This window comes from Myroides fluvii (assembly GCF_009792295.1).
Classification (GTDB): domain Bacteria; phylum Bacteroidota; class Bacteroidia; order Flavobacteriales; family Flavobacteriaceae; genus Flavobacterium; species Flavobacterium fluvii_A.
Window position 1 is genome coordinate 1,103,624 of record NZ_CP039934.1, and the last position, 24,717, is coordinate 1,128,340.

The following is a 24,717-nucleotide window of genomic DNA, read 5'->3' on the forward strand; positions in this document are numbered from 1 at the left end:
CCTGTAATATAGATAGATAAGTATGCTACTGTGGTATCTCATGAATACCACCTACTTTAACTTTTCGATATAGAAACTATAAGTCAAGAACTTCAATCGAGTAAAAGTCAATCCTTAAAAATTTGTCTACCTTTAGTATAATTCACTTATTTATTGGAAATTAAATTAAAAACATGGGATATAAAAAAATTTGTCTACCTTGTAGACTATGCTTCACTAGATTGATTGATTTTGGTACTGGAAAGATCTATCCATGTCCCACTTGTTCCAATCCTATGATACTACTGACGCATCGGTTTAGAGCTCCCAAAAAGTCCGACGATCAAAAATGGAAAACAGTTGCTTTTCTCCTAGCCCATGGCTTTTTGTATCAACCTATTTTTGAAGTTCTAAACGGACAAAAAACCACTAAAAAGGTAGAATATCCCGAAAATTTAACTCAGGCACGTGCATTTGTTTTGCAGTATAAAGATCAAGCCTACTACAAATAACTCCGCATGAAAATAGGAAAACCCTTTCGTACACTAACACTAAAAGAATACCTCTTCTACATTGACAATCATAATAAGTATACGGATTTTAATACCTTAGGTTTATATCGATCTCTTGTAGAACATGAACGTTTAACACTGGAAGAGAAACTAGAGCTTCGAGCGTATGCGCATCGCTTTTTTAAAAAACCCTTTGATTTTCTCCAACTTAAAGATCCTAAAACCTATGTTGAAGTAGCTTATTTAGGGCAAGAATTAACAGCGGGAGATGAACAACAAATTTGGCGTGATGTCAAACGAAATCAGCATCAAATTCTAAAAGACAAACGAATTAAACACCGTAATTTTGGGGATTATTCCAAGCACAATTGTGGAGATGAGGCTTGTATTTGGTATGGACTTATGGTTCGACAAGGTTCTTGGCTAGCTGAGGGAAACATGCATTTCAACACAGATATCGATAAATACAACCAAAAACAGCAAGCAGATCGAATTAAATCGGAGAGAAAAAACGAGAGGAATTTAATTAATAAAGCGATACAAGACGAACAAGAGTAAACACCCCCCAGAATTTTTGGATAAACCCAATTTTTGGAAATAATATAAAGGTCGATATGATGATACAGCACCCTTTTTTTGTTTTTTTGTTTTTCCTCTCAACGAGTTGGTTCCATCCTTTACTAGCACAAAAACTAGATAAAGAGCAATTATTGCGTAAAACAAATGCTGATCCAACGGCCCTTTTTATCATTAATGGCCTTCCATTTGATGATTCCGAATCAGCAGTCATTCAGCTCAAACTCGACAGTATAGATCCAGCTAAGGCGGTTTCAATAGAGGTATTGAAAACGGAGAAGTCAACCATCCTTCGAAAAGATCTTATAATCATTAATTATGCAGTTCAACTTTCACTTGAACGAGTTCAATCCCTATTAAGCGAAATTATACCGAAATTTAAGGATACCTACTACGGATTTTCCTCCCATATCTATACGGATGCTCAAGATCCTGTTTTGTATATAGATGGACATAAAATTCATCATACGGAAACAAAAAAAGCAATCAACACATTATCATCGTCGAATCAAATTGCTTATATTTTCGAAAAAAAGGGAGAACAATCGATTGAACTTTACGGGCAAAATGCAAAAAATGGGGTTGTCTTGATTTGGACTAAAGACAAGCTTTAAATCGTTTTACTAAATTTTAAAATAATGCAAAAACAGTTTAATTCTTTAACAGCATGGCAGCGCATACTGGATCAAGCTGAAACTGCCCCGGGTGACCTACTTTATGAAATTGCGAATCACCTAGAGCATGGTTATGCAATCAATGAAGAAGAACACATTGAAGTAGATCAACACAAAGCCTTTCATTTCTATCAAAAAGCGGCTCAAAAAGGTCATATTGATGCTACCATTCGATTAGCTGATTTCTATAGCGAAGGTTTATTTTGCAAAAAAGACATAGCCCTAGCCCTTAACCTATATCAAATAGGCATTGATAATAATCGTGGACATGCCGCATTTAATCAGGCTTTAATTTATCGCGATCTTGAAGATTACGCCAAAGCCTTTTCCCTTTATCAAATAGCCCAGACCATAAATAAAGCACCTTCTATCGAAATTGCCTATTGCCATTATTATGGACTAGGCACACCAATCAACAAAGAAAAAGCCTTTATTATTTTTGAAACGATCGCGAAAAATGATCCTGAAAACAATAATACAGGCTATGAAATTGACGATGCTAATTATTATTTGGGTCTCTATTATTTAGAAGGCACCTACATAGAAAAATCAACCGAAAAAGCAAGATTCTACTTTGAGAAAGCAAATCGCGATCAAGACCATCGACCTGCTAACGAACTATTATTACTAATACAAAAAACATGAAACAACAAATCACCTTCCTTTTCTTCTTTATTTCGATTAGCTTATTTAGTCAAGAAATAAACCAATTAGGTTTGACAGATAACCCTGTTTTGACACTAGAAGAAGCTCAATACCTCATGCAACACATGAGTGAAGAACAACGACAAGGTATCGATCTCACGAACAAAAAAGTTCTTTTTGTTACGGGTTCTTCTGGAGGAAGATTGATTAGCAAATCGACCTATTTTAAGAACATTACAATGAACAATGAAACAGATAATATAAGAGGCAGCTGGATTTTTGAACTAACGGAAAAGGAAAAAATCAATTCTGGCGGTTATGACATTTTTATTGCGCATTGGAGCAAAACAATAGTAAATAGCAATAGAAAAAGACATATAAAAACGGCGGCTAAGACGGAACAAATGTCTCTTTTAGATAAGTAAGCAGCACCTAGATTACATCTATCCCACTATTAATCACTTCTATGACAATTTTTTCCTATCATCTTGCACAGGTCTCTTTCTTTAGTAGTTTAAGAATATTGCTTTTTCCACCCAAAGCCAAATACATAAAGGGATTAATTCACGCAGACACCATGCATGCGATGGTTTTAGGGTCGCCAGTATTTTCACCCGCGCGATTTTTAATCCGTCGAGTTGTTGTTTTTGCACAATGGGAAAATGAGACAGCCTTAGAACACTATTTAGCAACCCATTCCATCGGAAAGAAACTAGCCAAAGGCTGGCATACGCGCTTGCAGTTTGTCAGACAATGGGGAACCCTATCTAACTACCAAATTCCCGCAGAAGGCGTGTCCTTAGCAGAAGAAGAGGAAGCTGTAGTAGCGGTAACCTTAGCGCGCATGCGATACTTTCAAATTCCACGCTTTATTCGTTGGGGACGACCGACTGAGCAATTGGTTCGCGATCACCCTGCTCCTACATTAGCCTTGGCATCATTTAAATTTCCGACCACGATTTCGACCTTTTCGATTTGGCCTTCTTTAAAAAGCATGACCGATATGGTGCAGGGACATAGCCAGGTTGCCCAACCACAACGACACCGAGAAGCCATGCAAGAAAGAAATCGCAAAGATTTTCACGTCGAATTTAGTACGTTGCGTTTTAAACCCCTTGCTGAATATGGCACTTGGCAGGGAAAAACACACTATATACCTCAACCCAATCATCCCTTATAACATGAGTCGAATATCGTTCAACCAAAATAAACAAGATTGGGTTACCCAACAATGGGTTATTTTAAGAGGCAAACAATTGAATTCCGATGACAGCTCTTGGTTACTTGGCCCCTTTGGACGCGTAGGCGATGCAGGAGAAGATTTTATCTACCAATTAGCCCAAGAAGAACAACTAGTCATCTTGCGAAATTGCACCCATGCTGGTTTACTCTCTTCGCTTTCTGTATTGGGACTATCGCCAGAGAATCAAGCGAAAATAGATCCCCGTATTGTCGATTTTTACGAACAAACTTCCGAATATAACCTCCGCATGAGTTTACGATGGAACCCCATCTTCAAATGTTGTGGCTATCTCGTAAACGCCTTGTTTAGCCACCGACTCAAACAATTGCATATACCCATAAAAAACAAACTACAAGATGAGCCTATAACCAGCGAGATTATTCAATTAATCGCACCTCAAACGAAAGAAATACGCTATACCTTTTGGCTGAGAACCCTTCCTTCTCAAGGGACCATTGTATTTTCTGGTGTTTATAGCACTTGTCTATTGCCTACAGGTAAAAAAGCCGTAAAAGCAGTATTTCCATTACCCAATGGCAATGCTACCGTCCTCATGAAACCACAGGTTGGTACACAAGGAGAATTGATTTTAGATTCGAGTGGTAACCAATGGGGAGAAGCGGGCTTTTACTTTCTATTACAAGATAGCAAAGAAAAGTACTGGGCACGATTTATTCCTTCCTTCAAAGATAAACTCGTCGTACAAGCCCATTCAAATGGATTAACAGCCAATCAACAACTAAAACTTTGGGGATTACCGGTAGTCACAATTTCCTATGCCATAAAGCGAAAGGAATAAATCATTCTTTTTTAGTATCCTATATATATATAGTATTTTAGTCTTAAAATTAAATGTAAACAGTCACTGACCTAACCCTTCTTTTTCATGCGTGATCTAATTTTCTACGATCAAACCCGATATCCTCAAATAGCACGACTAGCCATCGCTATACCTTTAATCCTTATTGCTGTACTTGGTTATATTTATGCTCAGGATACGATCTTTATATCCCTACTCGGATTTGTATTTATTGTCTTAGTCCTAAGTGCCTATTATATGTATAAATCTGGTTTAGCGATTCAAATTTCAGAAGAAGGGATATCCTATACATTCCACTCTTTTTCAAAAAAAGAAAACCACATTCCCCTATCTGATATCCAACAAATAGCACTCATGGCTTTAGATTATACCACTAAATTCGGAGGGTGGGGACATCGAAAAAATAAAAATGGAGAAGCTTTTATATTTAATGACGGGCTTTTTCTACACGTACAAACGGCCCATCAAATGTACTATTTCTCAATCTCTGATGCTCAAAAAGAAGCATGTCAGCATCTACTTGAGCACTATACTTTACCTGATACAAAAAAAGAATAACAGAGTTGTTATTCTTTTTTTGTATGTTGAAACAACCAATTATATAAGGTAATATGGCGATATAAATCTTCTACACTTCCGTGATTTCCTCCCTTAACAACTTCGAGTTCTATGGGGGCTTTAACATTACACGCTTGAATAGCAGTCAAAATATTTTTTGATTCTTTTAGGGGTACAATAAAATCTTTATCCCCGTGAATCAATTTAATCGGGAGACTGGTTAAGTTACAAGCATCCCTGGCTTCTCCCCCTCCGCAGATAGCAATTGCAGCAGCTAGACGATTGGCATATTTACTGGCATACTTCATCGTTCCGTATCCACCCAAACTCATTCCTGTTACATAGATGCGACTCTCATCAATGGCGTAATGTTCAATCATATACTGAACAACCTCATCTACTTTATCTGGATTCCACGGCCCTGAAGGCAATTGAGGAGCCACTAAATAAGCTGGTAGCTTCAATCCTTTCTCTATTCCCCTGAGTGGACCATATCGCTTGACACGTTCAATATTCGTACCTGATAAACTGCGCCCATGCAAAAAAATAACCAAAGGGTTCTTTTCTTCAACCGTACTCGGCTCATTGACCCAAAATTGATAAGCTGTTTGATCTAAAACAGCTTTAGGTTGAGCTCCTAAATTCAAGGAAATCAACCCCATAATAAACAGAATAAAACGCATAGAATTTTTATCTAAATATAGTTGTATTCTAACAAAACACCCAGAAAAAAAAACTACAATTGTTGTGTTTACCCCCCCTCAATACATCAACAAAGCAATATACTAAAGCACAAGGTTTTACTATCAAAGAACCAGGTAAAAACAATAGAAACTCAAAAAACAGTAGCCCTAAATTATGTTAATGATTACATAATTTCTTTAACAATATTGTGAGATGTCTTATTTTTAAACAAAAACGTAGAAAACAAAATTAAACTAAATGAAAAAATCAATCAAGACCTTATTCTTTGCAAGTTTTAGCGTATTTCTGTTCAATTGTAGCTCAGATGATAGTGCAAGTGTCAAAGGACCAGGGCCAGGACCGGAGCCAATCGTTACCGAAAAAACACACTATTTAAGTGCTATCGAACAAAATTTTTATGATGAAGACGAGCAAGCAAATGAGAACTATTTGCTTCACGTCAATTACAAATTAGAATACGATGCTGATTTTAAATTAAGCAAAATTTTATACACCGATACAGGCTATACCAACAATGAGGTTGTGAGAGAACAATCCCTTGAAATGCATCATAAATTAGATGCTCAAGGAAGGTTAGAAACCTTTACCCTTAAAAATGGTTCTACTATTGTTGAAGAGTACACATACACCTATGCTAATGATTTATTGCGATCAACAAAATATGATTTAGTAGCTCAAGGTGGTGAGTTCACGGCTAACTTTCATCATAACGAAAACAAACAGATGATTACCAATAACGCATTGGGCGCTAATTTACTCGTTGATTATACGTATAACGAAAAGAATCAAATCGATCGATTTAAGGTTAATGGTCAAAATATTAAATTGAGTTATGATGATAAAGTATCTCCTTTTTACAATCTTCCTTATGATTTGACTAGTTTGTTATTCAATTTCAACTACGTATTTCCTTATACTTACAAATTTCCCAATAACGTAACTTCATTCACTGCAGCAAATGAAGTCGCAGATGTTGATTACACCTATAATGAAGCTAATTTGCCTACAAAAGCGATCTATTACGAAGGAAAAAGAGAGGACAACATAGTGGCCTTTGACATCACCTATACTTACACAGTAAAAGAAACAGAAGTTAAACAATAAGATACACCAAAAACCGATTAGCAAACTAATCGGTTTTTTTATGTTCTACTCTATGGTATCAAGCACATCCGAGTAGTTTATGCTTATCTAAAGGCCCTTGGATAATGTCCTTAATTAGGATCTAAGCATTTCTCTTCTTTCTTACCTATGGATTTGACGATATTTCATCGGACTATGCCCCACATACGTCTTAAAATAACGACAAAACGTAGTAGCATCAGCAAAATGCAACTGTTCTGCAATTTGATAAATAGGGAAATCCGTAGCAGTCAAATAGGTTTTTGCCTTGATAAGAACCAATTCCCTAATCACTTTTGATATGGATTTTCCCGTACGTTGGCGAATTAAGGTCGTCAAATATTTAGGACTTAATTTCAGTTGATCCGCGTAGAAATTAACTGATTTTTCTACGAGATAATATTGATGTAGCAAATTGTAAAATTGAAATACCGCAACATCTTTACGCGAACTTGGCTGCATCGCTCCTTCCTCTTGTTGATATACGCGATTGATATGCGCAATAAAGGAATACAACAGATAACGCAAAGCATCTACTTGAAAAATAGAGTCCGTTGACTCTTGTTGCTGAAAAAGAGCAATATATTGTTCAAAAAGAGATCGGTCTTCTTGTTCTAAAACGACTAACGGTTGTTCCACCAATACACTTAAAAAGTTGTAATTGGTCGGTAAAATCATCTCATCAATCGCGCGAAAGCTAAACACAAGGTGCACACACTGAAAATCAACGCTCGGTTGTTGATTCAACACCAAACTTTGAGGCAGCAAAGTCAACAACGTCCCTGGAGATACAAAATAGTTCGTTGTATTAATGGCCACCTTTGTTGTTCCTGAGATACAATAAGACAAGATAATTTGTCCCTGCTGTTGAATGGCTGTTGGATCCCACAAACTAAAGAGTTCGTTCGATCGCAGCACTTGAATATGCTTCACTTTATTTTAATATTAATTCACAAATATAACCTTTTGCACATTATTACCTTTAAATCATCGATACTTATTTAGACTGAAATAGAGTACTTTGCACCATATAATAGTATTTATGCAGACAAAACAAATCACAATAAACAACAAAACATACACCTTGCACATTGCGTATCAAAACCAAGAGCAGTTGCGAAAAGCATTCAATACAATGACTTTTGATTTTTGGGAATTTACTTTTGAATCCTACTATCAATCGGGATATTGGAATGATACATGTGTTATTTTTTCTCTATTCGAAGGTGAAACGATTGTTGCTCATACCACCTTGAGTTTATTTACCACCAAGACCCCAAATAAAGAATTGTATCTTGGGCAATTGGGAACAGTAATGACCCAACCTACCCATACCCAACAAGGGCTATCACGCTTTTTAATGGAGTACATTTTTGACGCTTATCGCGGTCAATTGGATGGTTATTTCTTATTTGCCAATAATACGGTTTTGGATTTTTACCCCAAATTTGGTTTTAGTAAAGTACCCGAATTTCAAGCAACGAAAATGCTCGAGAAACAACCCAGTGATTATCAAGTCCAGCGACTAGACCTCAACGCGAATCAGGATCTACAGCTCTTTCAACACTATATAACCAAGGGAAAAACAGCTTGTCGTTTTGATACCCAAAATTATGGATTAGCTCATTTTTACTGTTATGCGAATCCGGCATTTGGATTTTCAGATTCGATTTACGTCATTCCCGAATTGAAAACTTTACTCATCGCCCAGCAAGAAGAAGGCAATTTATTGATTTTTCAGGCTTATTACCTCGATCAAAATCAACTAGATAAAGCCTTCCATGCATTAGCTACTGAAAACACAACTCGTATCACCTTAGGGTATACTCCTATATCGGGTGATTATACATTCGTCCCTTACAAAGAAGAGGATTTAACTTTATTTGTTACCTCTACACTTGTTCCCTTTTTTACAGCGCAACAAACGATGATTTCCCTTTTATCTCATACCTAAAAAGGAGAGCTTTACGCTCTCCTTTGCTTATTTATGGAATACTTTTTTCTTCTCTTAACTGTTGAAACAATGCATAAAAAGAATCGCGTGTGCATTGATATGCGTTAAATCCTAGCCTTCTACTTTTTGACATATCAGTTACCACTTCAAGGGGACGGCTTAAATCTAAATCCGTATGCCAAGGAGACGTGATTTGATGCAGTGTTTTTATTTTTAATCCGCTGTCAAGTGACAATTGCTCCCAACTCGCTTCTTTTCCCTCTAGTTGTTTTTCCAAGGGTTGTATTTCCCCCTGAAAGCCTTGCGCTTCTACGCCAAACCAATGAGCTAATTCAAACCACAAGTGATTCCAACGAAAAACGTCTCCATTAACAACATTAAAGGCTTGGTTGGCTGCTTGTTTTTCTTGTGCTGCCCAGACCAATTGCTTGGCTAATATCTTGGCATCAGTCACATCCGATAATCCCTTCCATTGCGCTTCAGATCCAGGCCAAATCATGGGTTTACCTTCTGCTTTACACAGACTTGCGTATACAGCCAAGGTGGTGCCAATATTCATTAGATTCGTTCCCTTGGCCTGGCCAACAATCGTGTGTGGTCGGTGAATACTCCACGTAAAACCATCGCGAGCAGCGGCAGCATACACCTCATCTTCTTGTGCGTAATAAAAGTTGGGAAGATCCAAACGCGGATGCTCTTCCTTTACGGGAGTTAGTGGCAGTGTTCCACTTTTTGCATAAGCGTCAAAAGGACCTAAATAATGCTTCAATCCAGTGACCAATGCTACGTGTTTTACGCTTTTTTTAGGCGATAAAATAGCTAATACATCGCGTACAAAACCGCGATTCAACTGAATATTCTCTTCTTCTGAATTCCCGCGCATCCAAGAAGTAAAAAATACATGGGTTGGTGTCAAATCAGCTAATGCAAGTTGCAATTGAGAAAAATCGGAAAGATTGGCTTCCACTGGAATTACACCTGCTATACCCACATGAGGATTACGCGCTAATCCATGCGTTTCCCATCCTTGATTTACTAATTCTTCAGCTAAATTGCTTCCCACAATTCCACTGACTCCAATTATTAGTGCTTTATCATTCATCTGTTCGTATTTATAGGAACAAAGTTAGTGGGCCTCCTTTTGTTGTCCTTTGACCTATAATAAGAACGAACCTTGATCTACATCAAGGAGATTGTCTTTTTTTATGCTTAATACGACTAAATGTCTCTGGGGTTAATCCTAAAAAAGACGCGAGCAAACTCTGAGGAATTCGCTGTGCCCATTCGGGATAATTTTCCATCAAATGCAAGTATTTCTCCTCAGCAGAATAAGTTTGAGTATAGACGAGTCGTTGATCTTTGGTAGCCAAACTCTTTTCGTAAACCAAACGAAAATAGCGCTCCATTATAGGAACTTCATCCAACATTTGGTCATACTGTTCCCTTGACAAAAGCAAAAGTTCACAATCCTCCATTGCCTCAATAGCCATAGTAGCTGGCGTTTGAAACAAAAAGCTCTGAAAATCAGCAATCCACCATCCTTCCCAACCGAAAAGATTAATGTTTTCATTGCCTTTTTCATCCAAGACATACGACTTCAATAGCCCTTGACTCACAAAGGCAAAATCCCTACAAACTTCTTCTTCTTGCAACAAGAATTGGCGTTTTCGCAACTTTTTAAAACGAAAAAAAGACGATATCTGCACTTTTTCTGCTGGAGTCAGTTGAACTTTCTGTTCTATGTGTTTGAAAAGATTGTCGTATAACATAAGCTTAACTTTATCACTCAAAGATACAAATCCTTTGGCCGAAATGCGATCTTTTTCGACCTTCCCTTGCAATTCATAAAGCGCTTTTTTCCATTCCTACTTGTTTTCACCTACCTTTGTATGACACACTTAAAAACAAAAAAATGCATAACTTAGACGACATAGATTTAAAGCTACTCAACTTATTATCAGAAAATTCCAATGTAACTACAAAAGAATTAGCTCAACAGGTTAATCTATCATCTACTCCTGTTTTTGAACGTGTAAAGCGCTTGGAACAAGAAGGTTTTATCAAAAAATACATCGCTTTAATCGATGCCGAGAAGTTAAACCGAGGTTTTGTCGTATTCTGTAATGTAAAACTCAAACAACATGAACGCATCATCAACAATAAGTTTATTGAAGATATATTAAAGATTGAAGAAGTGGTTGAGTGTTATAATATTTCGGGTGAATATGACTTTTTATTAAAGGTTTACGCCAATGATATGCGTCATTATCAAGACTTTGTTTTCAACAAATTGGCGATGGTGGACAGCATTGGGAGTACACATAGTTCTTTTGTCATGCGCGAGATAAAAAACGAGCACAATATCAAAATTAATCTACTATAACATTCAAAATGAAAAAAGCACTCTTATTGGCGAGTCTACTTTATTTTAGTAGCTGTTCGAAACCCACTTCTTTTGAGAATCACCTCATTCGAATTGACGATTTAAAAGGATTTCAACTAGATTCTATGGATACTGGAGGTTCATTTGTACAACTAAATGGCAAACAAGTAGACGAAAAAGAAGGAGTCAATTACTTGATTTTCAAAAAGGAGTCTCTACAAAGAAACAACTACTTGCGCATTCATCCACTACAGCTAAACGGAATACCAATGGAGCAGTATTTACACGCACATCTTGAACAACTTCGAGACCTAATCCCTCCCTTTACCATTCAACAAGAAATAAGAGATACTATTATACAAAACAAGACTGGAGTATTTTATTCTATCTTGATTTCACAAACAGAAACACCTATCGAAACGAGTTACTTCCTTCTAAAAAGCGATTCGGGTTTATCCTATGAAATCACATCTAACCTTGTTAAAAACGACGTTTACGACCAAACGAAAAAGGCACATAACAAAATACTATCTACCTTGCTCTTAAAATAAAAAAAGCAACGCATTTTACAAGTTTCCTTAGTTTTCAGCACATTAATCCTTAGTTTTGTAAGAAAAGAAAGTCTATGAAAAAAGTTATCTATTTCTCGTTATTACTCACCTTTATGGTTGGTTGCAATACCAAGAACAACTCTTCAGAGGCCTTGCAATTTGAGCAAAGAGAATTTGTACAATCTTCAGACAACTGCATCGACGAGGAATGTACAACCATCAAACTGAGTCTTCCGGTAATAACCAATGAAGATCACGAAATTGCAGCAAAAATCAACCAACATCTTGTAGCAACCATCGATAGTATCGTCGCAGTAGATGATGTAACAGCGAGTAGCACAACATTAGAGGAGCTTAGTAAAAACTACATTGCCAACTACAAGGAATTTGTTGCTAAATTTCCCGACGAAACCCTCCCTTGGAAGGCAGAAGTAGAAGGAGATATTACCTTTTACAATGCAGATTTACTTTCTATCGCGCTTGAATACTATACTTTTGCGGGTGGAGCTTATGGATTTAAAAGTGAAGTCGCTCTAAACTTCAATCCAAAAACGGGAGATTTATACAAAGTAGAAGATTTAATTAGCAATTGGGAAGAATTGCAAAAACTCATGGCCTTGCAATTGAAAGATAAAATGGATATTTGGACGAAAAACAACCAGTTGAAATATCCAGAAAGTATTTTCTTTTATGAAGATAGCATAGGATTTATTTACAATGCAGTAGATGAGGATGCCCGCTACAATGGTCCAACAAAAATTGACTTCCCCAAAGCACGTGTTCTTCCTTTTTTAAAAATAAACGTGGAACCTGCAACGGCAGAAAAATAAACTATTGACCCTTAACGCTCGACACAGTGAGTATTTATAAAAAAATTTTTCAACAAACAGCCATCTATGGTTTAGCCGCTGTTTTTCCTAAAGTAATTGGTTTCTTTTTAGTTCCGTTTCACACGGACTTAATGAAAAATGACGCCTATGGGGAATATAGTGTGATCTTTTCCATCATGATGTTGCTGAATGTGATCCTATCCTTCGGAATGGAAACGGCTTTCTTTCGATTTTATAATGCTCGGGATAATAAGCAAGAGGTAATCAACAACAGCATGCTTTTTTTAACTGGAACCACGCTTGTTTTTGGGGTTCTCGGTTTTGCTTTTGTTGATTTCTGGTCCAACCTACTTCACATTCCAACCAATATCCTCTACTATGTATTGTGGATCTTGATTCTGGATGCTTTGGTGATTGTTCCCTTTGCGAAACTAAGAGCTGACCAACGCCCATTGTATTACAGTGCAATTCGTATTGGAAATGTTTGTATCTATTCGGTATTAAATGTATTATTCTTGTATTTCTTGCCTTTATTGGCAACGAATAATCCTACTTCTGTTTTTGCCTCGATTTATGTAGAAAACTTTCAGGTAGAGTATATTTTCATTGCCAACTTGGTAGCTAGTGCGGCAACCTTTTTCGTATTCACTAAGAATTATTGGCAACTGAATTTCAACATCAACAAGGAGTTATTGCAACAGATGTTGCGTTATAGTTTCCCGGTGATGGTGGCGGGATTGGCTTTTGCCATCAACGAAAGCTTTGACAAAATTTTACTACAGCGTTTATTACCCGCAGATATAGCTTCTGCTGAAGTTGGAAAATATGCGGCTTGTTATAAACTAGGCCTTTTTATGGTGTTATTTAGACAGGCTTATACTTTGGGGATTGAACCCTTTTTCTTTAATTATGCCAAAAATGACGATGCTCCTACCAAATATGCAACCGTAACCAAATACTTCATCTTAATGGGAAGTTTGATTATGTTGGGGGTAGTGGTATTTGCTGATATTTTAAAGGTATTATTCATTCGAAATGAAAGTTATTGGGATGCGATGACTGTAGTTCCCCTCATCATTTTGGCGAATTTATGCATGGGTATCTACACCAACCTATCCGTTTGGTATAAGTTGCGCGATAAAACGAGTATGGGGGCGTATATCTCTATTTTTGGAGCTGTATTAACCCTAATCTTCAACTATGCGTTAATTCCTATTTGGGGATATATGGGTTCTGCTATTGCCACCCTATTGGCTTATGGATCCATGATGCTCGTATCTTACGTACTGGGACAAAAATACTACCCGATACCGTATGACAAAAAAGCCATTGGTTTGTATATGGGATTATCCATTCTCTTATCCTATATCTATTTCTACCACTTTAGAGAAAACTATCTCGTTGGTTTTGCAGCCCTGCTTCTATTCGCAGCAGTGGTATATAGTCAAGAAAAAAACACCTTGAAACGAATACTTAAAAAATAAGAAAAGCCACGCGATTGCGTGGCTTTTTGTTTCTATTTAATAGTGGATATTCTCTATGTTTTTGTCTTTGCTGTACTTCAACGTATAGCTTACTCGTATCTTTTTCACCTCATTCGGTTGCAAAGGGACATTCCAAGTAATTAATCCTTTCTCTGCTTCAGTTGTTCCTTTGGATACCTCATTTAAGGTAACTTCAATTGAATTGTCTGTACTCACAGGATATTGATCTTCTACTTGTACTGCTACTGTTTCTTTTTTGTTGTTTTTGATGCTAATCTCGTAGGTAAACGTCTGTTCTTTTTTAGACGATAGTGTTTTTGTGCCTGATTTATCTGAGATCAATTCGCGACTGATTGAAATATTTGGATCTTTCCCGATATTCAAACGCAATTTTTCTTCTGTATTTTCTGTAGATAAATACGTTTGTCCAATATTCATTCCGTCATAAATCACATTGGCTTGCCCAGATAATAAGTTGTGCTTACCATAGTCTTTAATCTCTGCTACTAAGTAGGCATTAGCATCCAATTTTGGTGCAGCATAGAACTTGTACTCCCCACTAATATCAAACGTATTCAAATCCACACTGTGGCGTTTTCCATTGCTCAAAATTGAATACGGGATTGCAATATCAAAGGTTACATTCAATTCACTTTCACTTATAGTGGTGTATTCAGCTACGGTTTGACGATCTTCATAAGAAACTTCATTATTTGATCGTCTAGTTCTGACATTAAGCCCAGCGGCTTTACCCTCAATCATTCGAGAGACATCTGATAACGATGATTCATAACTGCTATAGCCTACTGTATTAGCAAGAGGGACTTCATATTGAACGAACCAAGTACTCCAAGTTGGAATGGTATAATTCTGATTCAATTTTCCTGAAGTCAAACTCAATCTCACATTGCGCCAATCAATACCAGACGTTTGAACCACTTGCGCTTTGTACATCATTTTAATTGGTGTGTTTATTTTATCAATACGCAAATCATAGGAAGGAGTCCATTGAGCGCGATTGGTCGCATAATTAATTCGGAAGGGAATATTCCCTTCTTTTGCGTTCATCACTTGTACAATTAACTTACCTCGACTGGTGCGTTCTGATTTATCACCACCAATTGTCAACTGAGATTTTAAATCATTCCACTTGGTTTCTATTTTTTCCTTTTCCTTTGTTTTTATAAAAATGGAATTAGATAATTCATGTCTTTTTTTCCCATAATACTCTACCCATTTTGACACATCTGTAAAATTACTACCCATCGATTTATCATCAAAACTATAGCTATCCATAAATTCAATAGCCTTTTGATCGGCATTAATTGCATTGGTAATACTACTTAATTTCTGTTCCATCGTAGCAATACTATCACGCAACGGTTTCATCAAAGGTGAGTTATTCACATTGTCATATTCCTCAATATAGGCATTGGAAAACTGAACCGACATCACCGTTACCTCATTAATCGATCCTACTTTGATGGTGTTTTCCATCAATTGATCCGATACATTGGTAATAACCACTTCAGACAATCCTTTGGGTAAAGTTACTTGTGTATTTTGGGTTAATTCTGCTCCATCGTAATATACGCGAGCACTCTCCAAATTTGCCTTCGTATAGACGGGTTTTTGCGCCCATACTGCGACAGCACTCAATGCCATCCATAAAACTATTCCTTTTTTCATGCTACTTTTTTTTCAATTTTTATCCAAAGAGATGTTCGACAACATCTTCAATCTTCGTTACTAAAATAACTTTTATTCCCGTTCCCGTGTACGAAATTTTGTTGTATTTCGAAACTAGAATCTGGGTAAAACCCAATTTCTCAGCTTCTTGAATGCGTTGATCCACGCGGTTAATCGGTCTGATTTCTCCAGAAAGTCCAACTTCTCCAGCGAAGGTTACTCCTTTTTCAATGGAGATATCTTGATCCGAAGATAAAATTGCCGCCACAACCCCTAAGTCAATCGCGGGATCATCCACGGTAATTCCCCCCGTAATATTTAAAAAGACGTCTTTTTGTCCGAGGCGAAATCCTGCTCTTTTTTCAAGCACAGCCAATAACATATTCAATCGTTTTAGATTATATCCCGTAGCACTGCGTTGCGGGGTTCCATAGACTGCGGTACTCACCAGCGATTGCACTTCCACCATCAGCGGACGCATTCCTTCTAAAGTGGCCGCAATAGCCGTTCCGGATAATTCTTCATCTTTATGCGAAATCAGAATCTCAGACGGATTCGACACTTCACGCAAACCACTGCCTTGCATTTCGTAAATGCCCAATTCGGCTGTTGATCCAAAACGGTTTTTATTGGCACGCAAAATACGGTACACGTGATTGCGATCTCCTTCAAACTGTAACACCGTATCGACCATGTGTTCTAACATTTTCGGCCCCGCAATACTCCCATCTTTGGTAATATGACCAATAATTAAAACAGGCGTTCCTGTTTCTTTGGCAAACTTCGTTAGTTCCGCTGTACACTCTTTAATCTGTGAAACAGTTCCAGCCGAAGACTCAATATAATCGGTATGCAAAGTTTGAATGGAGTCAATAATCAATACATCGGGTTGAATTTCTTCAATCTGACGAAAAATATTTTGGGTATTGGTTTCTGTTAGGATATAGCAATTCTCATTATTGGGATTGATGCGTTCTGCGCGCATCTTAATTTGCTTCTGACTTTCTTCTCCAGAAACATAGAGTACTTTAAAAGGTAAGCGCAACGAAATTTGCAACAACAACGTACTCTTTCCAATTCCCGGTTCACCTCCAAGTAAAACCATAGATCCAGGCACTAATCCTCCTCCCAGCACGCGGTTTAACTCCCCGTCCAAGGTATTCATTCGGATTTCTTCTGCACTGTCAATTTCTTTTACTTTCAAAGGCTTGGCTACACGTTTGGAAGTTGAGGCACCCGAACTAACGGCTTTCCACCCTGTTTTTTCTTCTTTCTGAATCACCTCTTCTATCAAGGTGTTCCACTCTTTACACGTCGGACATTGTCCCATCCACTTGGGAGATTGAGATCCACAACTTTGACAGAAAAAAGCCGTTTTTACTTTTGCCATGCTTACCTATACTTTTAGTTCTAAACATCAAATTTACGATTAAAAGCTCAAATATAGGCTCCCCCTTTTAGGTATAAACGGAACACGTACTTGTCTCGTACAACAACTCATTTTGTTCCTAAAAACAGAAGAGTCTAATATATCAACGAGGCTACAATACATAAAGCAATAGGATATATCGCTTTATTCAGTTATTTACTGATGATTTTTAATCCAACGTTGAAATTGTTCTATATAAGTTTTTCCTACGGGAATAATTTGATTGCCGATAAATAATCGATTACGCTCAATGGTATCTATTTGATCCAAGCGAACCGCATAAGATTTATGTACGCGCATAAAATCGGTGGCTGGCAATCTTTTTTCTAGTTCCGTAAAGGTATCGAGAATGATTATTTTTTCTTGTTTCAAATGCAGGCATAAGTAATCTTTTAGCCCCTCTACAAAAAGTAAATCTTTTAGAAAAATCTTAATTAATTTACCATCTGTTTTGACAAATAAAAAATTAGCATCTCCTGTTTCTTTAGGTATTGGAGTTGGTAACGCTTGGGGATGAAAGTAGTCTTTTGCCTTCTGAATACTCTTGTAAAAACGCTCAAAAGAAATCGGTTTTAACAAATAATCCAACACTTGGTATTCATACCCTTTTATAGCATATTCACTATAGGCAGATGTGATGATATACTTGGTTTTATCTCCCAAGATATCCATAATTTGCAACCCCGTGAGCTGAGGCATCTGAATATCTATGAACAGCAAATCGATGGGTTCTACCGTCAAAACTTGCAAGGCTTCAATAGCAGAGGTAGACGCTCCTACCAATTCCAAATGGGGAATATTCTTAGTGTATTCCGTCAATAGGGAAATGGCCAAGGGCTCATCATCTAAAATAAAACAGCGGATTGGATTCATAATGCTATTGTTAGCTTGCAAAAATAGGTCAATTTTGTTTGATCAATGGTCAATTGATGCTGGTCTGGAAAATGCAAAGTCAAGCGCTTTTGTATATTTTCTACGCCAATGCCTTTTTGTTTATCTTTCTGATAGGTATTGATCTTGTTGGACGATTCAAAAATCAAGGTGTTTTTTCGTTGTATAATGGAAATTACATACGGATTTTCGGCATCAATCACCTCTCCGTGTTTAAAGGCATTTTCAATAAAGGGCAGCAATAAAAGAGGGGGGATTTGCAACAAGGGGTTTTCAATTTCTTTGGTAAACTGGATATATTTCTCCCCTTGAATACGCATGCACTCCAATTCAATATAATTGCCAATATACTCAATTTCAGCCTGTAAAGCAACTGTTTTCTGCTGACTATCATAGGTAACATAACGCATCAATTGACTCAATTTTTCAATGGCCGGCAAAGCTAACTCTGATTTTTGATACACTAAATAGTAAATATTATTCATCGTATTAAAAATAAAATGAGGATTGACCTGCGATTTTAAAAAGTTGATTTCTGCTTCTGTTTTCAACGCCAAAGCCTCTGTTTTTTCCTTTTGGGATTGTACGAAATGCACAATAAACCACAGGGTAATCGAGGGAATAATACTCAAACTTGCAAAATACAAATTGTCAAAAATGTAAAAAGAAAGGGGGAGTAAGCGATTGTAATTGGTGAAACCGTATAATACATTCAACAAATATTCTTCCAGAAAATAGCGTAACCCGATAAAAATGGCATAACTCAAGAGTACACCGAAGAGAATGCGAACAAACTTTTTGGCCCCTATAAACTTGGGAATAATATAGAAATAATTCAGATAAAACACCGCCGCACTTAGTGCTGAAAAAATAAAGTTATAATAGCGAAATACTTTCTTTTCTGCTGTTTCTCCCCAAAACGTTAATTCATATTGCAAATTATCGTAGTTGAAATACATCGAACTGCGGACGATAAAAACCACCCAAAAAAGAAGGTGAATGCATATAATTTGCCTCTTTGTCATAATGATTCAGTAAAAACTCCCCTAAAGGTAGGATTAAAAAGCAACCCCTCTTGCTAAATTTCGACCAACGGTTCAAAAAAATCGACCAACGATTCGTCGGAAAAAAAAGGACGTTAGTCTAAAAAAAAATTAGAAGTGGCTCTGCTTTTTCATCTTTGCTTCAAACAAAATCAATATGAAATACACGATTCTATTTTTCTTCTTTTCGCTATTTGCTATCGGTCAAACCGCTCAACTAACCGGAGTGATTTACGAAGGAGAGCAACCCACTGAATTTGCGGAAATACGCTTCGTTCACACGGAAAACAATCAGCATTACACAACTTATACACAAGTACAGGGTTCGTTTACTTTGACCCTTCCCATGGGAAAATACCAATTTACAGTCTATCAATTCAATCAAGAAGTCTATCAAAAGACGCTAGATATAGTGCAAAATACGCACTTGGGTAAAATTATCCTTGAAACGAACCAACGCTTAGACGAAGTAAAAATTGTTGCGCAACAAAAAGTCATTGAGCGCAAAATAGACCGCCTTATTTTTAACCTCGACCGCACCGTAGTGGGTACGGGAGGAAATGTATTGGAAGCATTGAAAGCTACACCAAGCGTTCGCGTATCGCCAACGGGTATACAAATTGTCGGTAAAAATCAGGTATTGGTACTCCTTGATGATCGCCCTACCTATCTATCTGGAGAGGAGTTGATGCGCTATTTAGAAAGCATGAGCAGTTCGGATATTCAGCGCATTGAAGTTATCACAACTCCTCCTGCTAAATACGAGGCGGAGGGAAATAGTGGCATCTTAAATATCGTGACGAAAAAGAATGCGATAGACGCTTGGAATGCCGTTGCGGGCACCACCTACCAACGAAGCAAGCGCAATACCATGCGCTACAACGCAGGATTCAATTGGAATCAAAAAGGATGGAACCTCAAAGCCAATGTCAATTTTGGAGATGCCCGATTTTTGCGCCAGTGGAATAACGATTTGTATTATCTAAATGAAACTTGGGAAAGTAGAAGTGCCACAGCAGGTAGAAACGACTACTACAACCTCAATTTTGCCTTATCGCGTCAACTGACCAAAAATTGGGAGATGGGGCTCAAAATAGCCAAGAACAACTACAACTTTAGAGGACCAACCGGAGGCAAAACGACGCGTTATGCAAACGGTGAATTGCATTCTTTTATCACCGAAGATTCCAAAGAGCAATCCAAATCAGATCGTCTAATCCTCTCTTATTTCAACGAAATTAAATTGGATACCTTGGGTAAAAAAATAACGGTAGACCTGGACTATATTAACAGTGATCAACCCAATTTTCGACAGTTTACTTCTGCAACGTTAGATCCTCAAGGATTGCCTATGCCCAATCGCTTCCTTCAGGGAGGAAACGACAATCAAAACGACATTGAAAATTATGTAGGTAAACTCGATATTGACCTTCCGTTCTCGGGGATCAACCTCCAGTTGGGAACGAAACTATCCGTTTCCAAAACAAATAACAATTTACTGATTTACAATAAATTGAACCAAAATAAACAGCAAAACCAATTTGATTATAAAGAAAACAATCAGGCCTTTTATGTCTCTGCAAACAAAACGTGGATGGATCGATTAACTGCCCAAGTAGGCTTGCGCTTAGAAGCTACACAAACCGTAGGTTATGCGTCTGCTTTGGATCAAACCAACAGAAGCAAAGAAGTTAAGCTTTTTCCCACCGTTTATGTCAACTATGTCGCAAATGAAGCACATAGCTTTGGTTTCAACTATTCCACGCGTATCAATCGACCGAATTTTGAGAGTTTAAATCCAACGCGCTCTACATATAACGAATACAGCTATCACGAGGGGAATCCCTTTTTAAAACCAGCCTACACCACCAACTTTGAATTGATTCATACCTACAAGAAATTAGAATCCAAAATCTTTTACAGCCAGTTGAAAGACGGCATTGCACAAGTATCGCAAATCGATGCAGCCACCAAACACTACAACTACATTTGGATGAACTATATCACGATGGATGTGCTAGGGCTTACAGCGAGTCTCTATACCAAATTGACGCCTTGGTGGACCAGTTCAAATGAGTTTACGCTAACGTATTCTTCGGCCACTCCCGTTCTAGCAAATGAAGTACGCGTTAAAGGAGTTGCAGCCTACTTCTCGACATCCAATGACTTTACTTTAAACGCCCTTCAGACTTTGTTTTTAGGGGTGAATTACGAACATAATTTTTCTGGTGTATCCGAAAATTTCCACACGAAAAACTATGCTAATTTAAGTTTGGCGCTAAAATATCTCCTGGCGAATAAAAAAGTAGAACTATCGCTTCAGGCGAGTAATGTATTGAATAGCACCTATTCGACCTACAAAAAAACGACAGAGGCGAAACAAGAATTTAATAACAACTGGGACAATCGCACGCTTCGCTTTAGTGTTAGCTATAAATTTGGAAACAGCAGTCTGAAGACAAAACAACGGGCTAGTGCGAATCAAGAAGAGCTCAACCGCATGTAAATTATCTCCTCTTCGTATGGTAAAGAGGCAACAAAAAGAAAGACAAGGCGCCTAAAACGACAACGATTGCCGTTTGCGTAGTCCACAGCATCCAGCCAAAGGCGGTTCCTGCAACAGTAGAAATGTGATACAACACCAACAGTTCGGCTAGTAGTAGAGGAAAAGCACCAAAACCGCCATTGGTAAAGGATACCGCAAAACTTCCCGCCACAAAAGCAGACATAATCATCGGAAACGTCAATACACTCGTTTCTGCTAAGGCCAACGTACCAAAGTAAAACGTAGCAATATACCCCCCCAAATCACCAAGGTAAAAAACAAAAACTCCAATTTAGCAGGCATCTTAAAGATGCTATTCACCCCTTCTACTAAACCTTTGAGTTTGCGTTTCACAAAAGCAATGGGTTTCCAAGTGACATACATAAAAATCAACACTACACCCACCAAACCAACAACGGCTAAAAGTCCTAACCAAGCCAATTGATTGACGGGAACGTAGCGCAATAAGAAATTTTCAAGTACGTCATATTGCAGGATCAAAGCGGTAAACACACAAAGCAATAGGCAAATCAAATCGACCACGCGTTCCGAAACAATACTTCCAAAACTCTTGTCAAAGGGGATTTGCTGGTATTTTTGCAACACTAAAGCACGGGAAACTTCACCTGATCGCGGCACAGTAAGATTCATGAGATAACCAATGTTAATCGCCATGAAATTAGTTGCTATTGAAGGCGAATAGCCCATGAAATTCAGCGCGTATTTCCATCGATAGGCACGCGCCCAAAGGCTAATTACAGAAAAGATTGAAGCGATGATTATATAGCGATAATCCGCATCTTTAAAGTGCATCACCATCTCTTCAATCTGTTCTTTTGTAAATTGATTAAACGCGTAATAAACCAAAAAAACTCCCAACGCAAGTGGGAGTAAAATGGATATAATTTTATTAACGGTCGTTTTCAAGCTAAACTCTTACGTTAAGCTATTGTTCTCTTCATTGGGAAAAACGATAGCAGGTTTAAAATTTTTCGCCTCTTCAAAATCTAAAATCCCATAGGAAATAATGATTACAATATCTCCTTTGTGCACTTTTCGTGCAGCAGGTCCATTCAGTGTAATTTCTCCACTGTTTCGAGGACCGGGAATCGCATAGGTTTCAAAGCGTTCTCCATTGTTTATATTAACAATAGAAACTTTCTCTCCTTCAATCATATTGGCTGCTTCCAATAAAGCTTCGTCTATGGTAATACTTCCAATATAATGTAAATCGGCACCTGTTACAGTAACCCGATGAATTTTTGATTTTACTACTTCAACTTGCATTTCGCGATAGTTTAGTTAAAAGATAAATTGTCTATTAATCGAACACCTTCAATATGCGCCACAAGAAAACCTCGATAAGCATGCCCCTCTTCTTTTGCCGTTGCAGGTTTTAACGTCTGTTCATCGGCAATAGTAAAGTATTCGAGGTCAAAGGTAGAATTATTTTTAAATTGAGACTCAACAAAGTGATTAACTTTTTCAATCGATTCGGTTTGAAACAACACTTTCGCTTGTGCTAAAACCTGATATAAAAAAGTTGATTTCTCTAATCCTTCAGATGAAATCCTCGCATTTCTTGAGCTCATCGCCAAACCATCTACCGCCCTAAAGATCGGTACTCCGATAATGGACACTGGTAAATGCTCCTTTTCGACTAATTTTTTTATGATTTGCAATTGTTGAAAATCCTTCTCGCCAAAATAAGCTTTTGTCGGCTCAACGAGTTCAAAAAGTTTTTTGACAATGGTTCCAACCCCATCGAAATGACCCGGGCGTTGTGCGCCTTCCATTTCCATTTCTAGGCCATCAAAATCAAAGCTCCTAGCCACCGTATTACCGGCATACATTTCCTCCACTGAAGGGGAAAAAACAACAATTTGCTCTGATAATGAGCGAATAATGTCAATATCTAGTGCTAAAGTTCGCGGATATTTCGCTAAATCTTCCGCATTATTGAACTGCGTTGGATTGACGAAAATACTGACTACAGTACACCCGTTTTCTTGTAAGGATTGTTCCATTAAAGAAAGGTGTCCTCTATGAATAGCCCCCATTGTAGGCACTAAACCAATGGATTGTTTTGCGGTATGAAAAGTCGCCAAATAGGCTTGTAATTCGACTTTTGTTTGAAAAAGAAACATCTGCTTCGCGTTTTAAATAATGGCAAAATTAGTTAATTCGACAAATAACTCCATAAAATTTCGTAAATTTGCACAGTTTTATTTATTTCAACAGAAACTATTTTTGAAGATGAAAGATAAGAGGATATTGTACGTATCATCTGAAGTGGTACCTTATTTAGCAGAGAATGAAGTTTCATTAATGTCTTATGATGCTCCTAAAATGATTAATGAACAGGGAGGGCAAATAAGAATTTTTATGCCGAAATACGGTAGCATCAATGAAAGAAGACACCAATTACATGAAGTAATCCGCCTATCGGGGATGAACCTCGTGGTGAATGATATGGATATGCCCTTGATTATCAAAGTGGCCTCTATCCCAAAGGAGCGAATTCAAGTTTACTTCATTGACAATGATGAATACTTTAAACGAAAATCAACGTTTTCTGACGAAGATGGCGTTCTTTACCCAGATAATGACGAAAGAGCTATTTTCTTCACCAAAGGCGTAATTGAAACCATCAAGAAATTAAATTGGGTTCCAGATATTATTCACGTACAAGGCTGGATGGCCTCGCTATTGCCAACTTATTTACGCAATTACTACAAGGATGAAGCTATTTTTGCTGACACAAAAATTGTTACATCTATTTTTGAAGAAGGATTTGAAGGTGCGTTAAGTACGTCTATGCATACCAAAGTTGCTTTTGACAACTTACCTAAAGAAGATGTTACCGATTTCGAAAAAGCAACGTATCACAACATCATGGTTAATGCGGTTAAGAATTCGGACGGTGTGATTCTCGCTTCTGAGAACATCCCATCAGATTTAACAAAATATATAGAATCTTCTAATAAACCTTTCTTAACTTACGCTACTAAAGAAGAATTTGCAACAGCATATACTACTTTTTATAACCAATTTTTATAATACTAACGCATATATCGATTTAGT

At 37.5% G+C, this 24,717-nt stretch carries 28 protein-coding genes; 16 read left to right on the forward strand and 12 right to left on the reverse strand.

All coding sequences use genetic code 11. The annotated features are described in order from the left end of the window. The first annotated feature begins 275 nt into the window (after nucleotides 1-275). From FBR08_RS05145 to FBR08_RS05180, 8 genes are all read left to right on the forward strand, one after another. Nucleotides 276-491, forward strand: a complete 216-nt coding sequence (locus tag FBR08_RS05145; protein ID WP_158961734.1) for a hypothetical protein — start codon at nucleotides 276-278, stop codon at nucleotides 489-491. 6 nt (nucleotides 492-497) lie between these two features. Continuing rightward, nucleotides 498-1,049: a hypothetical protein gene (locus FBR08_RS05150; RefSeq protein ID WP_158961735.1), complete on the forward strand. Its 552-nt coding sequence runs from the start codon at nucleotides 498-500 to the stop codon at nucleotides 1,047-1,049. A gap of 56 nt (nucleotides 1,050-1,105) precedes the next feature. Next, the gene (locus FBR08_RS05155) at nucleotides 1,106-1,681 is read left to right on the forward strand and encodes a hypothetical protein (RefSeq protein ID WP_158961736.1); all 576 of its coding nucleotides are present in this window, start codon (nucleotides 1,106-1,108) and stop codon (nucleotides 1,679-1,681) included. Between the two features lie 24 nt (nucleotides 1,682-1,705). Further along, on the forward strand, nucleotides 1,706-2,386 hold the full coding sequence (locus FBR08_RS05160) for a tetratricopeptide repeat protein (protein ID WP_158961737.1): 681 nt from the start codon (nucleotides 1,706-1,708) through the stop codon (nucleotides 2,384-2,386). Further along, nucleotides 2,383-2,811: a hypothetical protein gene (locus FBR08_RS05165; RefSeq protein ID WP_158961738.1), complete on the forward strand. Its 429-nt coding sequence runs from the start codon at nucleotides 2,383-2,385 to the stop codon at nucleotides 2,809-2,811. Before FBR08_RS05160 ends, FBR08_RS05165 begins: the two co-directional genes overlap by 4 nt. 41 nt (nucleotides 2,812-2,852) lie before the next feature. After that, nucleotides 2,853-3,566, forward strand: a complete 714-nt coding sequence (locus tag FBR08_RS05170; protein ID WP_158961739.1) for a hypothetical protein — start codon at nucleotides 2,853-2,855, stop codon at nucleotides 3,564-3,566. 1 nt (nucleotide 3,567) lies between these two features. Beyond that, nucleotides 3,568-4,428 carry a hypothetical protein gene (locus FBR08_RS05175; RefSeq protein ID WP_158961740.1) on the forward strand — a complete coding sequence of 287 codons (861 nt, stop codon included), beginning with the start codon at nucleotides 3,568-3,570 and terminating at the stop codon, nucleotides 4,426-4,428. Between the two features lie 87 nt (nucleotides 4,429-4,515). Then, on the forward strand, nucleotides 4,516-5,007 hold the full coding sequence (locus tag FBR08_RS05180; RefSeq protein ID WP_158961741.1) for a hypothetical protein: 492 nt from the start codon (nucleotides 4,516-4,518) through the stop codon (nucleotides 5,005-5,007). Between the two features lie 8 nt (nucleotides 5,008-5,015). On the opposite strand, the gene FBR08_RS05185 is transcribed toward FBR08_RS05180, so the two are convergent. Beyond that, nucleotides 5,016-5,690, reverse strand: a complete 675-nt coding sequence (locus tag FBR08_RS05185; RefSeq protein WP_199268631.1) for a carboxylesterase family protein — start codon at nucleotides 5,688-5,690, stop codon at nucleotides 5,016-5,018. A 259-nt stretch (nucleotides 5,691-5,949) separates the two neighbouring features. On the opposite strand from FBR08_RS05185, the gene FBR08_RS05190 reads away from it, so the two are divergent. Beyond that, nucleotides 5,950-6,816, forward strand: coding sequence for a hypothetical protein (locus FBR08_RS05190; RefSeq protein ID WP_158961742.1), 867 nt, complete (start codon nucleotides 5,950-5,952; stop codon nucleotides 6,814-6,816). 141 nt (nucleotides 6,817-6,957) lie between these two features. On the opposite strand, the gene FBR08_RS05195 is transcribed toward FBR08_RS05190, so the two are convergent. After that, entirely contained in the window at nucleotides 6,958-7,767 is an 810-nt protein-coding gene (locus FBR08_RS05195; protein WP_158961743.1) for an AraC family transcriptional regulator, read from the reverse strand. A gap of 109 nt (nucleotides 7,768-7,876) precedes the next feature. Here FBR08_RS05195 and FBR08_RS05200 point away from each other — a divergent pair, with 109 nt between their 5' ends. Then, a complete protein-coding gene (locus FBR08_RS05200; protein ID WP_158961744.1) occupies nucleotides 7,877-8,788 on the forward strand; it encodes a GNAT family N-acetyltransferase in 912 nt (303 codons plus the stop codon). 31 nt (nucleotides 8,789-8,819) lie between these two features. Here the strand turns inward: FBR08_RS05200 and FBR08_RS05205 are convergent, their stop codons facing one another. Both FBR08_RS05205 and FBR08_RS05210 read right to left on the reverse strand, forming a co-directional pair. Continuing rightward, nucleotides 8,820-9,890: an SDR family oxidoreductase gene (locus tag FBR08_RS05205; RefSeq protein WP_158961745.1), complete on the reverse strand. Its 1,071-nt coding sequence runs from the start codon at nucleotides 9,888-9,890 to the stop codon at nucleotides 8,820-8,822. A gap of 82 nt (nucleotides 9,891-9,972) precedes the next feature. Then, nucleotides 9,973-10,629 carry a Crp/Fnr family transcriptional regulator gene (locus FBR08_RS05210; protein ID WP_233266252.1) on the reverse strand — a complete coding sequence of 219 codons (657 nt, stop codon included), beginning with the start codon at nucleotides 10,627-10,629 and terminating at the stop codon, nucleotides 9,973-9,975. Nucleotides 10,630-10,700: 71 nt separating this feature from the next. On the opposite strand from FBR08_RS05210, the gene FBR08_RS05215 reads away from it, so the two are divergent. The 4 genes from FBR08_RS05215 to FBR08_RS05230 all read left to right on the forward strand — a co-directional run bounded on the left by FBR08_RS05215 (nucleotide 10,701) and on the right by FBR08_RS05230 (nucleotide 14,036). Further along, complete coding sequence (locus tag FBR08_RS05215; RefSeq protein WP_158961746.1) at nucleotides 10,701-11,171, forward strand: Lrp/AsnC family transcriptional regulator; 471 nt, start codon at nucleotides 10,701-10,703, stop codon at nucleotides 11,169-11,171. A gap of 8 nt (nucleotides 11,172-11,179) precedes the next feature. Then, nucleotides 11,180-11,722 carry a hypothetical protein gene (locus tag FBR08_RS05220; RefSeq protein ID WP_158961747.1) on the forward strand — a complete coding sequence of 181 codons (543 nt, stop codon included), beginning with the start codon at nucleotides 11,180-11,182 and terminating at the stop codon, nucleotides 11,720-11,722. Nucleotides 11,723-11,796: 74 nt separating this feature from the next. Further along, nucleotides 11,797-12,552, forward strand: a complete 756-nt coding sequence (locus FBR08_RS05225; RefSeq protein ID WP_158961748.1) for a PdaC/SigV domain-containing protein — start codon at nucleotides 11,797-11,799, stop codon at nucleotides 12,550-12,552. A gap of 26 nt (nucleotides 12,553-12,578) precedes the next feature. Next, the gene (locus FBR08_RS05230; RefSeq protein ID WP_158961749.1) at nucleotides 12,579-14,036 is read left to right on the forward strand and encodes an oligosaccharide flippase family protein; all 1,458 of its coding nucleotides are present in this window, start codon (nucleotides 12,579-12,581) and stop codon (nucleotides 14,034-14,036) included. 36 nt (nucleotides 14,037-14,072) lie between these two features. Here FBR08_RS05230 and FBR08_RS05235 read toward each other — a convergent pair whose 3' ends face one another. The 4 genes from FBR08_RS05235 to FBR08_RS05250 all read right to left on the reverse strand — a co-directional run bounded on the left by FBR08_RS05235 (nucleotide 14,073) and on the right by FBR08_RS05250 (nucleotide 19,070). Continuing rightward, nucleotides 14,073-15,725, reverse strand: coding sequence for a DUF4139 domain-containing protein (locus FBR08_RS05235; RefSeq protein WP_158961750.1), 1,653 nt, complete (start codon nucleotides 15,723-15,725; stop codon nucleotides 14,073-14,075). A 19-nt stretch (nucleotides 15,726-15,744) separates the two neighbouring features. Beyond that, nucleotides 15,745-17,115, reverse strand: coding sequence for a DNA repair protein RadA (gene radA, locus FBR08_RS05240; protein ID WP_158961751.1), 1,371 nt, complete (start codon nucleotides 17,113-17,115; stop codon nucleotides 15,745-15,747). Nucleotides 17,116-17,310: 195 nt separating this feature from the next. Continuing rightward, a complete protein-coding gene (locus tag FBR08_RS05245) occupies nucleotides 17,311-18,027 on the reverse strand; it encodes a LytR/AlgR family response regulator transcription factor (protein WP_158961752.1) in 717 nt (238 codons plus the stop codon). Continuing rightward, on the reverse strand, nucleotides 18,024-19,070 hold the full coding sequence (locus tag FBR08_RS05250) for a sensor histidine kinase (RefSeq protein ID WP_158961753.1): 1,047 nt from the start codon (nucleotides 19,068-19,070) through the stop codon (nucleotides 18,024-18,026). Before FBR08_RS05250 ends, FBR08_RS05245 begins: the two co-directional genes overlap by 4 nt. A 175-nt stretch (nucleotides 19,071-19,245) precedes the next feature. Here FBR08_RS05250 and FBR08_RS05255 point away from each other — a divergent pair, with 175 nt between their 5' ends. Further along, nucleotides 19,246-21,594 carry an outer membrane beta-barrel family protein gene (locus FBR08_RS05255; RefSeq protein ID WP_158961754.1) on the forward strand — a complete coding sequence of 783 codons (2,349 nt, stop codon included), beginning with the start codon at nucleotides 19,246-19,248 and terminating at the stop codon, nucleotides 21,592-21,594. A gap of 1 nt (nucleotide 21,595) precedes the next feature. Here the strand turns inward: FBR08_RS05255 and FBR08_RS16880 are convergent, their stop codons facing one another. From FBR08_RS16880 to panC, 4 genes are read right to left on the reverse strand one after another with little or no spacing between them, the layout of a single operon-like run. Beyond that, nucleotides 21,596-21,859 carry a hypothetical protein gene (locus FBR08_RS16880; protein WP_233266254.1) on the reverse strand — a complete coding sequence of 88 codons (264 nt, stop codon included), beginning with the start codon at nucleotides 21,857-21,859 and terminating at the stop codon, nucleotides 21,596-21,598. Beyond that, entirely contained in the window at nucleotides 21,850-22,560 is a 711-nt protein-coding gene (locus tag FBR08_RS05260; protein WP_233266256.1) for a lysylphosphatidylglycerol synthase transmembrane domain-containing protein, read from the reverse strand. Before FBR08_RS05260 ends, FBR08_RS16880 begins: the two co-directional genes overlap by 10 nt. Nucleotides 22,561-22,569: 9 nt before the next feature. Beyond that, nucleotides 22,570-22,920 (reverse strand): aspartate 1-decarboxylase, encoded by a 351-nt coding sequence (gene panD / locus FBR08_RS05265; RefSeq protein ID WP_158961755.1) that lies wholly within the window; start codon nucleotides 22,918-22,920, stop codon nucleotides 22,570-22,572. Between the two features lie 11 nt (nucleotides 22,921-22,931). After that, nucleotides 22,932-23,780: a pantoate--beta-alanine ligase gene (gene panC / locus FBR08_RS05270; protein WP_158961756.1), complete on the reverse strand. Its 849-nt coding sequence runs from the start codon at nucleotides 23,778-23,780 to the stop codon at nucleotides 22,932-22,934. A 109-nt stretch (nucleotides 23,781-23,889) separates the two neighbouring features. Here panC and FBR08_RS05275 point away from each other — a divergent pair, with 109 nt between their 5' ends. After that, nucleotides 23,890-24,693, forward strand: a complete 804-nt coding sequence (locus FBR08_RS05275) for a glycogen/starch synthase (RefSeq protein ID WP_199268632.1) — start codon at nucleotides 23,890-23,892, stop codon at nucleotides 24,691-24,693. The last annotated feature ends 24 nt before the right edge of the window (nucleotides 24,694-24,717 follow it).

Excerpts from the sequence above, each read along its gene's own strand:
- FBR08_RS05145 (WP_158961734.1), top strand. The coding sequence starts at position 276 with ATGATACTACTGACGCATCGGTTTAGAGCTCCCAAAAAGTCCGACGAT.
- FBR08_RS05150 (WP_158961735.1), top strand. The coding sequence starts at position 498 with ATGAAAATAGGAAAACCCTTTCGTACACTAACACTAAAAGAATACCTC.
- FBR08_RS05155 (WP_158961736.1), top strand. The coding sequence starts at position 1,106 with ATGATGATACAGCACCCTTTTTTTGTTTTTTTGTTTTTCCTCTCAACG.
- FBR08_RS05160 (WP_158961737.1), top strand. The coding sequence starts at position 1,706 with ATGCAAAAACAGTTTAATTCTTTAACAGCATGGCAGCGCATACTGGAT.
- FBR08_RS05165 (WP_158961738.1), top strand. The coding sequence starts at position 2,383 with ATGAAACAACAAATCACCTTCCTTTTCTTCTTTATTTCGATTAGCTTA.
- FBR08_RS05170 (WP_158961739.1), top strand. The coding sequence starts at position 2,853 with ATGACAATTTTTTCCTATCATCTTGCACAGGTCTCTTTCTTTAGTAGT.
- FBR08_RS05175 (WP_158961740.1), top strand. The coding sequence starts at position 3,568 with ATGAGTCGAATATCGTTCAACCAAAATAAACAAGATTGGGTTACCCAA.
- FBR08_RS05180 (WP_158961741.1), top strand. The coding sequence starts at position 4,516 with ATGCGTGATCTAATTTTCTACGATCAAACCCGATATCCTCAAATAGCA.
- FBR08_RS05185 (WP_199268631.1), bottom strand. The coding sequence starts at position 5,690 with ATGCGTTTTATTCTGTTTATTATGGGGTTGATTTCCTTGAATTTAGGA.
- FBR08_RS05190 (WP_158961742.1), top strand. The coding sequence starts at position 5,950 with ATGAAAAAATCAATCAAGACCTTATTCTTTGCAAGTTTTAGCGTATTT.
- FBR08_RS05200 (WP_158961744.1), top strand. The coding sequence starts at position 7,877 with ATGCAGACAAAACAAATCACAATAAACAACAAAACATACACCTTGCAC.
- FBR08_RS05205 (WP_158961745.1), bottom strand. The coding sequence starts at position 9,890 with ATGAATGATAAAGCACTAATAATTGGAGTCAGTGGAATTGTGGGAAGC.
- FBR08_RS05215 (WP_158961746.1), top strand. The coding sequence starts at position 10,701 with ATGCATAACTTAGACGACATAGATTTAAAGCTACTCAACTTATTATCA.
- FBR08_RS05220 (WP_158961747.1), top strand. The coding sequence starts at position 11,180 with ATGAAAAAAGCACTCTTATTGGCGAGTCTACTTTATTTTAGTAGCTGT.
- FBR08_RS05225 (WP_158961748.1), top strand. The coding sequence starts at position 11,797 with ATGAAAAAAGTTATCTATTTCTCGTTATTACTCACCTTTATGGTTGGT.
- FBR08_RS05235 (WP_158961750.1), bottom strand. The coding sequence starts at position 15,725 with ATGAAAAAAGGAATAGTTTTATGGATGGCATTGAGTGCTGTCGCAGTA.
- radA (WP_158961751.1), bottom strand. The coding sequence starts at position 17,115 with ATGGCAAAAGTAAAAACGGCTTTTTTCTGTCAAAGTTGTGGATCTCAA.
- FBR08_RS05245 (WP_158961752.1), bottom strand. The coding sequence starts at position 18,027 with ATGAATCCAATCCGCTGTTTTATTTTAGATGATGAGCCCTTGGCCATT.
- FBR08_RS05250 (WP_158961753.1), bottom strand. The coding sequence starts at position 19,070 with ATGACAAAGAGGCAAATTATATGCATTCACCTTCTTTTTTGGGTGGTT.
- FBR08_RS05255 (WP_158961754.1), top strand. The coding sequence starts at position 19,246 with ATGAAATACACGATTCTATTTTTCTTCTTTTCGCTATTTGCTATCGGT.
- panD (WP_158961755.1), bottom strand. The coding sequence starts at position 22,920 with ATGCAAGTTGAAGTAGTAAAATCAAAAATTCATCGGGTTACTGTAACA.
- panC (WP_158961756.1), bottom strand. The coding sequence starts at position 23,780 with ATGTTTCTTTTTCAAACAAAAGTCGAATTACAAGCCTATTTGGCGACT.
- FBR08_RS05275 (WP_199268632.1), top strand. The coding sequence starts at position 23,890 with ATGAAAGATAAGAGGATATTGTACGTATCATCTGAAGTGGTACCTTAT.